This is a genomic window from Actinoplanes xinjiangensis (assembly GCF_003148685.1).
GTDB classification, from domain to species: Bacteria; Actinomycetota; Actinomycetes; order Mycobacteriales; family Micromonosporaceae; genus Actinoplanes; species Actinoplanes xinjiangensis.
The window spans coordinates 66,059-79,304 of sequence record NZ_QGGR01000003.1 but is presented as its reverse complement, the minus strand read 5'-3'; the positions used below and the strand labels follow the sequence as shown (position 1 = coordinate 79,304).

Annotated in this window: 14 protein-coding genes; 8 read left to right on the top strand and 6 right to left on the bottom strand. The window is 72.6% G+C overall.

Annotated features, from left to right (window positions below; genetic code table 11):
• The first annotated feature begins 22 nt into the window (after nt 1–22).
• The 4 genes from BC793_RS07330 to BC793_RS07320 are packed head-to-tail and all read left to right on the top strand — an operon-like array spanning nt 23 to nt 3,583.
• On the top strand, nt 23–889 hold the full coding sequence (locus tag BC793_RS07330) for an ABC transporter ATP-binding protein (protein WP_109590581.1): 867 nt from the start codon (nt 23–25) through the stop codon (nt 887–889).
• Nucleotides 886–2,445, top strand: coding sequence for a hypothetical protein (locus tag BC793_RS07325; protein WP_109590579.1), 1,560 nt, complete (start codon nt 886–888; stop codon nt 2,443–2,445). Before BC793_RS07330 ends, BC793_RS07325 begins: the two co-directional genes overlap by 4 nt.
• Entirely contained in the window at nt 2,439–3,107 is a 669-nt protein-coding gene (locus BC793_RS49480) for a hypothetical protein (protein ID WP_158319208.1), read from the top strand. The genes BC793_RS07325 and BC793_RS49480 overlap by 7 nt, the downstream gene beginning before the upstream one ends.
• Nucleotides 3,104–3,583, top strand: coding sequence for an RDD family protein (locus tag BC793_RS07320; RefSeq protein WP_158319207.1), 480 nt, complete (start codon nt 3,104–3,106; stop codon nt 3,581–3,583). Before BC793_RS49480 ends, BC793_RS07320 begins: the two co-directional genes overlap by 4 nt.
• A gap of 4 nt (nt 3,584–3,587) precedes the next feature.
• Here BC793_RS07320 and BC793_RS07315 read toward each other — a convergent pair whose 3' ends face one another.
• From BC793_RS07315 to BC793_RS07300, 4 genes are all read right to left on the bottom strand, one after another.
• On the bottom strand, nt 3,588–4,559 hold the full coding sequence (locus BC793_RS07315; protein ID WP_109590575.1) for an SGNH/GDSL hydrolase family protein: 972 nt from the start codon (nt 4,557–4,559) through the stop codon (nt 3,588–3,590).
• A 69-nt stretch (nt 4,560–4,628) separates the two neighbouring features.
• Nucleotides 4,629–5,177 carry a hypothetical protein gene (locus BC793_RS07310; RefSeq protein ID WP_146246200.1) on the bottom strand — a complete coding sequence of 183 codons (549 nt, stop codon included), beginning with the start codon at nt 5,175–5,177 and terminating at the stop codon, nt 4,629–4,631.
• Nucleotides 5,178–5,269: 92 nt separating this feature from the next.
• On the bottom strand, nt 5,270–6,172 hold the full coding sequence (locus BC793_RS07305; RefSeq protein ID WP_109590571.1) for an alpha/beta fold hydrolase: 903 nt from the start codon (nt 6,170–6,172) through the stop codon (nt 5,270–5,272).
• On the bottom strand, nt 6,169–6,627 hold the full coding sequence (locus BC793_RS07300; RefSeq protein ID WP_109590569.1) for a DNA-binding protein: 459 nt from the start codon (nt 6,625–6,627) through the stop codon (nt 6,169–6,171). Before BC793_RS07300 ends, BC793_RS07305 begins: the two co-directional genes overlap by 4 nt.
• 53 nt (nt 6,628–6,680) lie before the next feature.
• Between BC793_RS07300 and BC793_RS07295 the strand changes: the two genes are divergently transcribed.
• Together BC793_RS07295 and BC793_RS07290 are read left to right on the top strand one after the other, a co-directional pair.
• Nucleotides 6,681–6,902, top strand: coding sequence for a C1orf53 family protein (locus BC793_RS07295; protein WP_239169689.1), 222 nt, complete (start codon nt 6,681–6,683; stop codon nt 6,900–6,902).
• Nucleotides 6,903–6,969: 67 nt separating this feature from the next.
• Entirely contained in the window at nt 6,970–7,536 is a 567-nt protein-coding gene (locus BC793_RS07290; RefSeq protein WP_109590565.1) for a hypothetical protein, read from the top strand.
• Here the strand turns inward: BC793_RS07290 and BC793_RS07285 are convergent.
• On the bottom strand, nt 7,533–8,222 hold the full coding sequence (locus tag BC793_RS07285) for an iron-dependent transcriptional repressor DtxR (protein WP_109590563.1): 690 nt from the start codon (nt 8,220–8,222) through the stop codon (nt 7,533–7,535). The genes BC793_RS07290 and BC793_RS07285 overlap by 4 nt on opposite strands.
• Nucleotides 8,223–8,373: 151 nt before the next feature.
• On the opposite strand from BC793_RS07285, the gene BC793_RS07280 reads away from it, so the two are divergent.
• On the top strand, nt 8,374–9,555 hold the full coding sequence (locus tag BC793_RS07280) for an acetoin utilization protein AcuC (protein ID WP_109591443.1): 1,182 nt from the start codon (nt 8,374–8,376) through the stop codon (nt 9,553–9,555).
• 3 nt (nt 9,556–9,558) lie between these two features.
• Nucleotides 9,559–12,114 carry a bifunctional acetate--CoA ligase family protein/GNAT family N-acetyltransferase gene (locus BC793_RS07275; RefSeq protein ID WP_109590561.1) on the top strand — a complete coding sequence of 852 codons (2,556 nt, stop codon included), beginning with the start codon at nt 9,559–9,561 and terminating at the stop codon, nt 12,112–12,114.
• Here BC793_RS07275 and sigB read toward each other — a convergent pair.
• Complete coding sequence (gene sigB / locus BC793_RS07270; protein WP_109591442.1) at nt 12,111–13,082, bottom strand: RNA polymerase sigma factor SigB; 972 nt, start codon at nt 13,080–13,082, stop codon at nt 12,111–12,113. The genes BC793_RS07275 and sigB overlap by 4 nt on opposite strands.
• Between the last annotated feature and the right edge of the window lie 164 nt (nt 13,083–13,246).

The following is a 13,246-nucleotide window of genomic DNA, read 5'->3' as shown; positions in this document are numbered from 1 at the left end:
CGACGAGTCAAGGAGCCCCTGGATGGCATCGACCTCCGTCGCCGTAACCGGTCTGGTCCGGCGTTACGGGCGGCACACCGCGCTCGACCACGTGTCGCTCGGCCTCACCAAGGGCGTCACCGGCCTGCTGGGCCCGAACGGCGCCGGCAAGACCACCCTGCTGCGGATCCTGGCCACCGCGATGTCCCCGGACCAGGGCTCGATCGACCTGCTCGGGATCGACCCGCTGACCGCCCGCGGCCGGCTGGAGGCCCGGCGTGCGCTCGGCTACCTGCCCCAGCATCCCGGCTTCCACCCGGGCTTCACCGCGTTCGAGTTCATCGACTACGTGGGCATCCTGCGCCGGATCACCGACCGCCGGCAGCGGCACGACGAGGCACGCCGGGTGCTGGCCGCGGTCGGCCTGTCGGACGTGCGCGGCAAGAAGATCAAGGCACTCTCCGGCGGGATGCGGCAACGGGTCGCCCTCGCCGCGGCGATCGTCGGTGACCCGCAGTTCCTCATCCTGGACGAGCCGACCGTGGGCCTCGACCCCAAGCAACGGCTGCGTTTCCGGGAGCTGATCGCCGAGCTGGGCGAAGGCCGTGTCGTGCTGCTCTCCACCCACCAGACCGAGGACGTCGGCGCCCTCTGCCAGCACGTCGTGGTGCTGGCCGGCGGGACGGTCCGCTTCGACGGGTCGCCGGCCGACCTCAGCGCCCACGCCGCCGGCCGGGTCTGGCACAGCGACCAGCGCGATCCGGGTGCGGTGGCCGGCTGGCGCACCGGGCAGGGCTCGGTGCACAACATCGGCACCCCACCGCCGGGCGCCGCCCTGCTGGACCCCACCCTGGAGGACGGCTACCTCCTGCTGCTCGACGGCGACCCGGCACTGGAGGAGGTGGCATGACCACGACGCTGACCCCCACCACCCCGCCGCGGATCGCCGGCCGGCCGGCGACCGTGCTCACCCTCGCGCGCGCCGAGTCGTGGCGGCTGCTGCGGCACCCCGTGCTCCTGGTGGCCCTTCTGCTGACCGTCGCCCCGTGGGTCTACGAGCTGGTCAGCGGGGGACTGGCCACCCGGTACCCGGTGCTGCACGACGAGGACCGGTTCGTCCAACTGCCGATGCTGCTGCTCGCCGCCGGTGCCCTGCTCGCCGTCAACCTCGCCGCCCTGCGGGCCCAGCGCGACAACATGGAGGCGTTCTACGCGGTCCAGATGACGACCGCCGCGCAGCGCACCGTCGCGCACCTGCTCTCGGCGATCGCGCCGGCGGTGCTGGCCGCCGTCGTGGTGACGCTGCGCCTGATCTGGCTGGCGGCCGTGCCCGGCGCGGTCGGGCGGGTGTCGGTCCCGGAGGCGGTGACCGCCCCGCTGGTCGTCCTGCTGGCCGGCGTCGTCGGGCTGCTGCTGGCCCGGCTCACCACCGCGCAGGTGGCCGCACCACTGGCGATCGTCGCGCTCGCCATGCTCGCCCTGTTCAGTGCCGTGGGCCCGCGGTGGAGCCGCTGGCTGGGACCGATCGCCTTCGAGGACGAGCTGACCGGCTCGCTGCCGCCGGACCTGATGCACCGCCCGGTGGTCTGGCACCTGCTCTACCTGTCCGCGCTGCTGGTGACACTCGCCCTGATCGCGGTCGGGCTCAGCGGCGCCCGGTGGCGGACGACCGGGCCGGCCGCCGCCCTCGCCGCGGTGGCCGTGGCGGTGACCGGGGTGCCGCAGATGGCCGCGGAGCCGGCGGACGTCCTGGCCGCGCGCACCGCGGCGGCGACCCGGCCCGCCGGTGGACAGGAGTGCCGGGAGATCGACGGCGTCCGGTTCTGTGCCTTCCCGCCCTACGAGCCGCGCGCCGCGCAGTGGGCGGACGTCACCCGGGGGATTCTGCGGTGGGCGCCGGCCGAGGTGGCCGGATCGGCGTACACGGTTCGTCAGCGGGTCTTCTTCAACTCGTCCGGCGACCTGAACGACCCGGTGCCGGTGGCGGACTGGCAGGCCGACGATGCCGCGGCCGGGACACCGGACTCGGTGCCGGTCAGCACCTCCTGGGGCGACCGGGACGGCTACAACGAACTCCAGATGTTCCAGTTCTCCGGGGCGTTCGCGATCCGTGCGGTCACCGGGTCCACCACCGCCGTCTACGACAACGCCCCGATCTGCGGCGCCCGGGGCCTGCTGATCCTCTGGCTGGGCGCGCAGGCCACCCCGGAGACGCGCAAGGCGTACGAGCACAGTCTCGACAACTCGTACGGCGGGAGCGTCGTCCTGGCCGTACTCACCTCCGCCTCCGGCCCGTCGCTGCCGCGGGAGACCGCCGACCTGGCCCGGAAGCTGCTGGACCGGCCGGCCGCCGAGGTCGGCGAGCAGATGCGGCAGAACTGGGCGAAGCTGGCCGACCCGGCCACCGGCCTCGACGAGGCGGCGCAACTGTTCGGCCTGCGCGCACCGGACGGCTCGCTGTGCTGACGCTGTATCTGCTGCGATCCACCAACCGGGTGGCGATCGCCGTCGGTGCCGTCGTCGCGCTCGCGTTCGGCTGGATCCCGCTCGCCGCGGGGATCGGCCTGGAGCTGTCCGACGCCGTCACGATGCTGCGGTTCGCCGCCATCGGGCTGGTCATCGGCCTGGCCTTCGTGCTGGACGACCCGGCCGCCGTCACCACTGCCACGCTGCCGACCCCCCGGCACGTGCTGGTGGCGCTCCGGGTCGCCCCGGCCGCCGTCCTCGCGACGGTGGTGTGGACGGTGGCCTGGCTGGGGTGCCGGCTCGCCCTCGACGCGGAGAGCCGCGCGCTGCTTCCGTACGGTGGCCTGCTCCTGGAGTTGCTCGCGCTGCTCGCGCTCACCTTCTGGCTGGCCGGAACCCGATGGGGTGACGAGACCGTGCGCGGTGGGGTGCTCGCCGCCCCGGCCCTGGTGCTGCTGCTGATCGCCGCGGCGCTGCTGCCTGATGCGGCGGCCGTGTTCCCGTCGCCGGGCACCGACCGCTGGGACGGCTCCCGGTGGGTGTGGGCGGCGGTGCTCGCCACCGGCCTGGCCGGGCTGGCCTGGACCGGCCGGGAACCCGCGCCTCGGTCCCGCCCGGCGCAGTCGTCGTCCGCCGCTTCCCGAGAGAGGATCCGCAGTTGACCAGCCGAACCGCGTCCTGGGGGCGCCGAGCCGCCGCCGCGCTGATCGACACGGCGCTCGTGATCGTCCTGCCGCTGCTGTTCACCGCGCTGGTCTGGGCGATGTTCGCCGGCGGCTACGAGACCGTGTCCGACGCCTCCGGCGTGCAGCAGTCGGCGGGGATGAGCGGTGGCTCCTCCCCGGCGGGTCTGGGCATCGTCCTGGCCGGGGCGGTGGTGGCGCTGATCGTGGCCGGCCGGATGGCGTACCGGCAGGGTGAGTCCGGCCAGACACCGGGCAAGCGGGCGCTGGGCCTGGTGACCGTCGGTGCCGACGGCGATGTGCTGGGCGGTCCGGCGGGCCTGCGGCGCGGTGCCGCCCAACTGGTCAACATCGTCCCGCTCGGCGCCGGCTATCTGCGGCCGCTGTGGAGCGGCGACCGGCAGACGTGGGCCGACCGGTTCGTCGGCTCCACGGTGGTCGACGCCCGCCGCTGACGTCTCAGACGTTGGACCAGCGGGTCGTCCGGCGGTTCTGGACCACGTACCGGCCGGGCACCCACGTGCGCACCTTGCGGCGCTGCACGTAGTGGCCGGGAACCCAGACACGGACCCGCTCGGTGACCGGCCGGGCGGTCTGCCAGCGCTCCGCGGTGACGGTCCGGCCCTCCTCACGGGACACGATCACCCGGCGCAGGTGCCAGGTCCGGCAGTCCCGCTCGGTCCGGCTCTTCGCGTGGCACAGGTACGCCTGGCGGGCCTTGTACGGGTTGCCGGTGCCGGGCCACTCCGGGTGCAGGGTGCCGCGCATCGCCTCGTACCAGCCCCAGGCCATCTTGCGGTAGCCGAACTCGTTCGGGTGGTGCGCGTCGTAGATGTCGAGCCCGGCGACCGTGGACTGGTCGACCAGGTGTACCCGCGGGCCCTTCTCCTGGACGATCGCGGGGATCAGGGCGTTGTAGGCACGGTTGGCCGGGACCTCCGAGGCGACGGCCGTACCGACGATCTTCGCGACGTAGATCTCCGCCTGCGGCACGCGAGCCTGGATCCGGTCGATCAGGGCGGACAGCTTGCCGGCGGCGGCCGCCGGGTCGTCGGACCGGGTGATGTTGTTGGTGCCGGCGTGCAGGAGCACGACGTCCGGCTCGTACGCGGCCAGGCGCTGGTCGACGATCCCGGCGATCCGCTCGATGGTCCAGCCGCCGTGCCCCTCGTGGTCGAGGTCGCCGCTGGTGCCCTGGCTCTCCGAGCCGACGAAGTCGGCGGAGACGCCCGCCGCCCGCAGTCGCCGCTGGAGGTCGGCACGCCACCCGTTCCTCCCGGGTGATCCGACGCCGACGGTGATGCTGTCGCCCAGCGGCATGATCCGCAGCGGCGCGTCACCGGGTGCGGCCGCCACCGGGGTTGCCAGTCCGGTGCAGAACAGGAGTCCCGCCAACGAAGCAGCGAACGTGCCGAACCGCGATCGCGTCATCTCTGCCCATCCTGGAGTGCCGGTGCCTTCGCCTTGGTATCGGCGGACCCGGACGGGCGACTGACCCGGTCAGTCGTTGTTGCGCCCGGTTCGCAACCAGACGCCGAATTCGACGGCGGTCCGCACCCCGTGCTCCAGGACCGCGGTGCAGATGTCGTAGCCGCCCACCTCGTCCGGATACTCCGGACGGCGGTGCCAGACGCTCTTGATGCCGAGGATCGCCTGGCGTTCCTCGGCGGTCAGCCGCCCGGCGAGTTCCCGGTGCCACCGGCTGACGTCGGCGTGGTCGTCGTGCAGCCAGATCGAGAGGTCGACACGCCACTCGCCGACGGTGAGGACGAGGTGGTGCCGCTCGTCCCGCGGCTTCCCGGTGGGCGACCGGTCACCACGTTCGTCGCGGTACTCGAAACCGGTCAGCCCGGGGATCGCCATCGCCCGGCCCAGCAGCGCGACCACCTCCGCCGGCCCGAACTCCGGGCCGCCGGTGAGCATCACGTCCAGGTCCCGCCAGACCATCAGCCCCGAGACGAAACTGCCGGTGGGTGTCAGTGGTCCCAGCGGCTCCAGCAGCGCGAGCACCGAGCGCGCCTCCGCCTGAAGATCCTCCGGGCTGGCCATCCTGCTCCCCTTCCCGACCACGTTCCCGACCACGTTTCCGCTCCTGTGACGCACATTGTCGGATGTGGCGGGTCCGCGCCGGAAATGACCCCCTAGCGATGCTCGGTGAGGAAGTCGGTGATCACCTTCGCCAGCAGGGTGGGCTGCTCGATCACCATGGCGTGCGAGGTGTCGGCCAGGGACAGACGGCGCAGGTGCGGGATCGACTGTGCCTGTTCGACGAGGAAGCGGCGGTGTGCGGCGTACAGCTCGGCGAACGGCTCCTGCTGCGGCAGATCGCGGGTGGGCAGGACGACCAGTGCCGGGCAGGTGGTCGCGGCGTACACCGGAGTGAGGTCCAGCTCGTTCATGGCGGCGCGCAACTGGCTGGTGAGCGCGGCCGACGGGCGGATCGACGTCTCGCCGCCGAGGTGGACGAGGTTGCGCCGGAAGCCCTCGACCCACACCTTCTCGTTGGCACCCATGTCGCGGGCGGCCATCTGCTGGCTCTCGACCAGGTCGGGCAGTTGATCGGCGGGGATCACCTGACCGGCGGCGGCCTCGACGGCGTCGAAGACGGCGTGCAGGCGGGCCAGTTCGGCGGCGGCCTTGGCCGGGTCGAGGCCGGGAAGGTGCTCGGGCCGGGTCGGCGGCGGGTTGCCGTCGAGGCTGACGATGCCGGGCGACTCGGGATGCCGCTGGCCCCAGAGGGCGGCGAGCATGCCGCCGAGCGAGTGGCCGACGACGGCCGGGCGCTCCAGCTCGAGCTGGACGCAGACGGCGGCCAGGTCGCCGAGGGCGGCGTCCCAGCTCCAGTCGCCGTCGGCGGAACGGCCGTGGCCGCGCAGGTCGAGGGTGACCACCCGGTGGTGCGGGCGCAGCGCCCGGGCCAGGGCGGTCATCTGTGCCAGGTTGCCGCCGGCGCCGTGCACCAGCAGCAGGGGCGGGTCGTCGCCGCCGAAATCGCGGACGGCGAGCTGCACGCTGCCGGCGTCGATCAGACGATCGTTGATCATGGGGACTCCTCGGTGGGCGGGATGGTGCGGAGCCGGTCGCGGATGGCGGCGACGGGCACGCCACCGTCCGGATGGCGGGGCAGCCGACCGCGGCGGACCAGGTCGTGCACGCCCTGCCGGCTGATGCCGAGCATCGCGCCGGCCGTGGACAGCGACACCGAGGCCGCATACGGATGCCCGACCCGCCGGACCACGATCTGCCCGAGCGGGGTACGCCACCAGTCGGCCGGTGGATGGAAGCCGTCGTCGCCGGGGTAGAGCGTGCCGATCAGCCGGGCGATCACGTGGACCGCCGCGGTGTCGTCGCCGTGCTCGAGGGTCTCGGCCCACCCGGCCACCCGGTGCCGCAGCAGTGTGCGGATCGCGTCGGCCGGCCGGTCGTCGTCGAGGAGGATCTCCAGCGGGTCGAGCAGGCGGTTGTCGAGCAGGCGGAGCAGCTGCCCGGCGAGGTCCATGGGAGCATCCTGTCCCTACTTGACAGTGAGTGTCAAGCGATATGGTCCGAGGGGTGAACCGTCCACTGACCGAGCCGCATCCGTCCCGGCTCGCGCCGGAGCACCCGCGCCGTGCCGACATCCTCGCCGCGCACGCCGAGGCCCTCGACGAGGGGCGGGCCGGCTACCTCGATCCCGAGTCCGGCCTGTTCGTGCTGACCGCCGGTTTCCTGGCCGCCCGGGGGACCTGCTGCTCCCGCGGCTGCCGTCACTGTCCGTACGTGGGCGGCCCCTGATCGCCCTCTTCCGTGATCGGCCCGCGCCCAGTACGTTGTGTGCGCCCGCCCCCGGGGAGGATCACTAGTGCCTACGCGTCTGGCCGCTCTCGGCGCCGCCGTGCTGTTCGCCGTTTCCGGCTGCAGCGGCCCCGCCGACGAGGCCGCCACCATCGTGACCCCGTCCGCGCCGGCCGAGGACCTGGCCGAGCTGCCCGCGGCCTCGGCAGGTGGCGCCTGCATCCTGTGGGATTACGACTTCATCGAGCAGACGATCGGCATCCGGTTCGCGGTGGCCGCCGCCGACCAGATCGAGGACACGTCCACCTGTGTGGTGCAGACGATGAGCGCGGCCTGGCCCGACCTGGCACTCTCCGTCGTGGAGACCACGACGGCGAACGCGACGATCTTCCTCGACACCCGGATGCCGGCGAAGGCGACGAAGCTGACCGGACTGGGCCGGGCCGGCTATCGGGTGAACGCCAAGGCGTCCGGCGGGCACGGCCCGACCGTGGAGATCGGCTGGCTCAGTGAGGCCAAGCAGCTCCAGACGCTCCGATTCACCTTCGCGAAGGACGCCACGGCGGCCGACGTGAAGGGGATGAACACGAAGCTCCTGGAGCTGGCGAAAGCCCTGAGCACCACGAACGGCTAGCGCGCCGCCACGAACACCCGGGACGCGACCTCACGCGGCAGCCGGATCTTGTCGCCGGCGGAACCGTCGATGGTCACCCCGTCGCGCTCCTGGGCCACCGTCACCGTCGTCCCCGGGTTGATCCCGGCGGCGTGCAGCTGGCGCAGCACGTCCGAGTTGGTCTGCACGCTCTCGCAGATGCGCTGGATGACGACGCTGCCGCTGAGCCCGGGGAACGCCAGATTGCGCTCACCGTGCACCAGGATCCCGGACGTGTCGTCCGGTGCACCCAGCTGGTCGAGACCCGGGATCGGATTCCCGTACGGCGAGCGGGTCGGCTTGTTGAGAAGCTCGTAGACCCGCTTCTCGACGGCGTCGCTCATCACGTGCTCCCACCGGCAGGCCTCCTCGTGGGCCTCCTCGTAGGGCATGCCGATGACGTTGACCAGCAGCAGCTCGGCGAGACGGTGCTTACGCATGACCGCGACCGCCGACGCGCGGCCCAGCTCGGTGAGCACGAGATGACGGTCGCCCTCGACGGTGAGGAGGCCGTCACGCTCCATCCGCGCGACGGTCTGACTGACCGTGGGACCGCTCTGATGCAGGCGCTCGGCGATCCGGGCACGGAGCGCGGGCACACCTTCTTCTTCAAGCTCGAGAATGGTGCGCAGGTACATCTCGGTGGTATCGACGAGATCGTTCACGATGCGGCCCTCCCAGCAGCGATAATACCGCGTTGCGCAGGGTTGACCTCCGCCCCGGACAAGTGCCTGACGACCCTACCCGACGGCGAAACACGTGTGCGGACAGCACATCGCCACGACCGGGGGACGCCGGGCGCATGGCAGCATGGCGGGCATGGCGGACGACACGACGGCGGTGGTCTGGGACAGTGCCCTGCTCGACTACGACATGGGCGATCATCCTCTCAATCCGGTGCGGGTCGAACTGACCATGGCCCTCGCCCGTGACCTTGGCATCCTGGACCGGCCCGGAGTCCAGATGATCACTCCGGTGGAAGCGAGTGAGATCGATCTCACCAGGGTGCACCGCGCCGACTATCTGGACGCGGTCCGGATGGCCCCGATCGATCCGTTCTTCAGCGGCTGGGGACTGAACACTCCGGACAACCCGGTCTTCGACGGCATGCACCACGCCTCGTCCCGGATCTGCGGTGCCACCCTGGCCGCCGCGAAGGCGGTGTGGCACGGCGCGGCCCGGCGCGCGGTGAACGTGGCCGGCGGCCTGCACCACGCGATGCCGGCCCGCGCGGCCGGCTTCTGCGTCTACAACGACCCGGCGGTGGCGATCGCCTGGCTGCTGGAGCAGGGCGCGCAGCGGGTGGCGTACATCGACGTCGACGTGCACCACGGCGACGGGGTGCAGACGGTGTTCTACGACGACCCGCGGGTGCTCACCGTCAGCCTGCACGAGACACCGCTCGCGCTCTTCCCGGGCACCGGCTTCGCCGACGAGACCGGCGGGCCGAACGCCGAGGGCACCGCGGTCAACGTGCCGCTGCCACCGGGTACCGATGACGCCGGCTGGCTCAAGGCGTTCCACGCCGTGGTGCCGTCGGTGATCCGCGCCTTCGCCCCGGAGATCATCATCAGCCAGTGCGGCGCCGACGCGCACCGGCTCGACCCGCTGGCCGACCTGCAGCTGTCGGTGGACGGGCAGCGCGCCGCCTACATCGCCATGCGCGCGCTGGCCGACGAGGTCTGCGACGGTCGTTGGGTGGCCACCGGCGGCGGGGGGTATGCCCTGGTCGAGGTGGTCCCACGGGCCTGGTCGCACCTGCTCGCGGTGGCCACCGGGGAGCCGCTGGCGCCTCAGACGCGCATCCCGCAGCAGTGGCGCGCGCTGGCCGCCGCCCGCCGTCCGGAGGCTACGATTCCGGAGACGATGACCGATGGGACCGAGCCGCCGGTGGAGTCCTGGCCGGGGACGAGCGACGACCCGGTGGACCGGGCGATCCTCGCCACCCGGACCGCGGTCTTCCCGTTGCACGGCCTGGACCCCCACGATCCCCGGGACTGACTCATGGAGCGCAGCGCGGACGTTCTTCTCTCCGATGGAACCGCCGCGCACCTGCGCCGGATCCGGCCGGAGGATGCTCCGGCCATCGTGGACTTCCATTCCCGGATGAGCGATCGCACCCGGTACCTCCGCTACTTCTCGCCCTACCCGCGGATCCCGGAACGTGACCTCCAGCGTTTCGTCAACGTCGACCACCGCGACCGGGAGGCGTTCGTCACGCTCGCCGACGGCCGGATCACCGCCGTCGGGCGATACGAGCGGCTCGGCCCGGACTCGCCGGAGGCCGAGGTCGCGTTCGTGGTGGAGGACGCGCTCCAGGGCCGGGGGATCGGGTCGGTGCTGCTGGAGCACCTCGCCGACGCGGCCCGGGAGAACGGGATCACCCGGTTCGTCGCCGAGGTCCTCCCGGAGAACAACGGGATGCTGCGCGTCTTCGGCGACACCGGCTACCAGGTGCAGCGCCGCTACGCCGACGGTGTGGTCCACCTGAGCTTCCCGATCGAGCCGACCGAGAAGTCCCGGGAGGTGCAGGAGTCCCGCGAGCACCTGACCGAGGCACGGTCGATCGCCCGGCTGCTGGCGCCCCGGGGCATCGCCGTCTACGGGGCCAGCGCCACCGGCCACGGGATCGGCGCGCACATCCTCGGCAATCTGCGCGACGGCGGCTACACCGGCCGGGTGGTGCCGGTGCATCCCTCCGCCGAGCGGGTGGCCGGGCTTGCGGCGTACCGGAGCGCGGTTGATGCCGGTGTGCCGATCGACCTGGCCCTGATCGCCGTGCCGGCCGACCGGGTGGCGGAGGCCGGGATGGATGCCGCCCGCGCCGGTGCGGGTGGCGGGGTGGTGGTCTCGGCGGGCTTCGCCGAGACCGGCCCGGAGGGAGCCGCGCAGCAGCGCGCGCTGGTCGAGGCGGCGCGGGCCGCCGGGTTGCGGGTGGTGGGCCCGAGCAGCTTCGGGATCGCCAACACCGACCCGGAGGTACGGCTGAACGCCACCCTCTCGCCCCGTCTGCCGAAGGCCGGCCGTGTCGGCTTCTTCAGCCAGAGCGGCGCGCTCGGGGTCGCCCTGCTCGCCGAGGCCGACCGGCGTGGGCTGGGCCTGTCCAGCTTCGTGTCGGCCGGCAACCGGGCCGACGTCTCCGGCAACGACCTGTTGCAGTACTGGCAGGACGACCCCGGCACCGACGTGGTCCTGCTCTACCTGGAGACGTTCGGCAACCCGCGCAAGTTCGCCCGCCTGGCCCGCCGGATCAGCCGGGTCAAGCCGGTGGTGGCGGTGGCCTCGGCGACCCGCCCGCCCGGTCTGTCCGGTGCCACGCCCGGCCCGGACGCGCATGCGGTGACCGCCCTGTTCGCCCGTTCCGGGGTGATCCGGGTGGACACCGTCCAGGAACTCTTCGACGTCGGCATGCTGCTGGCCCACCAGCCGCTGCCGGCCGGCCGCCGGGTCGCCGTGGTCGGCAACTCGTCGGCGCTGGCCGCGCTCGCGGTGGTGGCCTGCCGGTCGGCCGGTCTGGTGGTGGCCGACGGCTACCCGCGCGACACCGGCCCGGAGGCGGGCGCCCACGACCTCGCCGACGCGCTCGCCGACGCGGCCGTCGACCCGTCGGTGGACGCGCTGGTGGTGGTCTTCGCGCCGCCGATGCCGGGCCGGCACGCCGACGAGGACGCCGATTTCACCGCGGCGCTCGCGAGCGTGGCCCTGGCCGGTGAGAAACCGACGGTCGCGACGATGGTCTTCGGTCAGGCGCCGCCACGGGTGCCCGCCTATCCCTCGGTCGAGGAGGCGGTCCGCGCGTTGTCCCGAGTGGTCGGTTACGCCGACTGGCTGCGCCGTCCACCGGGCGTCATGCCGGCGCTGTCCGGTGTGGACCCGGTCGGGGCGGAAGCTGCCGTCGCTGCCGAGTCGCCGACCGGTCTGCTCGCCGCCTACGGCATCGCGGTGCTGCCGTCGACGCTGGCCGGCAGTGCGGACGCGGCCGTCGAGGCGGCTGCTGAGCTGGGCTTTCCGGTCGCGCTCAAAGCGGCGGGCGGGGCCATGCGGCATCGGATCGACCTCGGCGCGGTGCGCCTCGCGGTCTCCGGAGAGCAGGGGGTACGCGTGGCGTACGCCGAACTGGCCGACGCCTTCGGCCCGGACGTCCTGGTCCAGACCATGGTACCGCCGGGTGTCGCCTGCACCATCGAGATGGTCGAGGACCCGGCGTTCGGCCCGGTGATCGGTTTCGGGCTCGGTGGCGTCGCCAGTGAGCTGCTGGGCGATCTGGCCTGGCGGGCCGCGCCGCTCACCGACCGGGCCGCCGAGGCACTTGTCGACGAGCCACGGGCGGCACCGCTGCTCCATGGTTACCGCGGGTCCACCCCGGTGGACCGGGCCGCCCTGATCGATCTGCTGCTGCGGGTGGGCCGGCTGGCCGACGAGCAACCGCGGGTCCGCTCGCTGACGCTGAACCCGGTGCTGGCGCGCCCGGACGGCTGGTCCGTGCTGCACGCCGCCATCGAGTTCGGCGACCCGGGGGCCCGGCCGGACACCGGCCCCCGGAGGTTGCGGAGCGTCTAGGAGGCGTAGGCCTCGAGGCGGGACGCCCGCTCCGGGTCACGCAGCTTCAGCATGGTGACCTTCTCGATCTGGCGGATCCGCTCGCGGCTGAGACCGAACTCGCGGCCCACCTCGTCGAGGGTGCGCTGCCGGCCGTCGTCCAGGCCGAAGCGCAGCCGGATCACCGCGGACTCCCGCTCGGAGAGGGTGGCCAGGACGATCTCCACCTCGCTGCGCAGCTCGCCCTGGGAGTGGCCCTCGCCGGGCACGTTCGGGCCGACCGCGGCGACGAAGTCACCGAGGGCGCTCTCGCCGTCCTCACCGACCGCCTGGTCCAGGCTGACCGGCTCCCGGTCGTACGAGATCAGCTCGATGACCTGGAACTCCGGCACGTCCATCGCCTTGGCGATCTCGGCGATGCCGGGCTCCCGGCCGAGTGAGGCGGCCAGGTCGCGGCGGCAGCGGACCATCCGGTTGACCTGCTCGACCATGTGCACCGGAATGCGGATGGTGCGGGCCTGGTCGGCCATGGCGCGGGTGATGGCCTGCCGGATCCACCACGTGGCGTACGTGGAGAACTTGTAACCCTTGGTGTAGTCGAACTTCTCGACCGCGCGGATCAGGCCGAGGTTGCCCTCCTGGATCAGGTCGAGGAAGGCCATGCCGCGACCGGTGTAGCGCTTCGCGATGCTGACCACGAGGCGCAGGTTGGCCTCCAGCAGGTGGTTCTTGGCGGCCTTGCCCTCGGCGGCGATGACCCGCAGCAGAGGCGCCAGGTCGGCGGGCGCCGCCGGCAGCTTCTCGTCGGCGTAGAGGCCGGCTTCGATGCGCTTGGAGAGTGTCACCTCCTCGACGGCGGTGAGCAGCCGGGTCCGGCCGATGCCGTTGAGGTAGGCACGAACGAGGTCGGCGGACACACCGCGCTCGTCCGTGGCGTCCAGGTCGGCCAGCGGCTCGACATCGTCGGTCATGCTGTCCTCAGCCGCCATCGACTCCGACGCCTTCATGTTCAGGACCACTTCGAGTCCCCTCCCCCGAGTAACGTCTCGTGCGTACCAGCCGCATCCGTGCCGGTGTGAGGGCTAGCTTCGTCCGTGGCGCGTTAAGCGGAGGTGAGGCCAGCGTCCAGGTGGCATGAATCGGGGAGAAGCCT

Coding starts and splice junctions, on each gene's coding strand:
- BC793_RS07330 (WP_109590581.1), top strand. CDS start 23: ATGGCATCGACCTCCGTCGCCGTAACCGGTCTGGTCCGGCGTTACGGG.
- BC793_RS07325 (WP_109590579.1), top strand. CDS start 886: ATGACCACGACGCTGACCCCCACCACCCCGCCGCGGATCGCCGGCCGG.
- BC793_RS07315 (WP_109590575.1), bottom strand. CDS start 4,559: ATGACGCGATCGCGGTTCGGCACGTTCGCTGCTTCGTTGGCGGGACTC.
- BC793_RS07310 (WP_146246200.1), bottom strand. CDS start 5,177: ATGGCCAGCCCGGAGGATCTTCAGGCGGAGGCGCGCTCGGTGCTCGCG.
- BC793_RS07305 (WP_109590571.1), bottom strand. CDS start 6,172: ATGATCAACGATCGTCTGATCGACGCCGGCAGCGTGCAGCTCGCCGTC.
- BC793_RS07300 (WP_109590569.1), bottom strand. CDS start 6,627: ATGGACCTCGCCGGGCAGCTGCTCCGCCTGCTCGACAACCGCCTGCTC.
- BC793_RS07280 (WP_109591443.1), top strand. CDS start 8,374: ATGGCGGACGACACGACGGCGGTGGTCTGGGACAGTGCCCTGCTCGAC.
- BC793_RS07275 (WP_109590561.1), top strand. CDS start 9,559: ATGGAGCGCAGCGCGGACGTTCTTCTCTCCGATGGAACCGCCGCGCAC.
- sigB (WP_109591442.1), bottom strand. CDS start 13,082: ATGGCGGCTGAGGACAGCATGACCGACGATGTCGAGCCGCTGGCCGAC.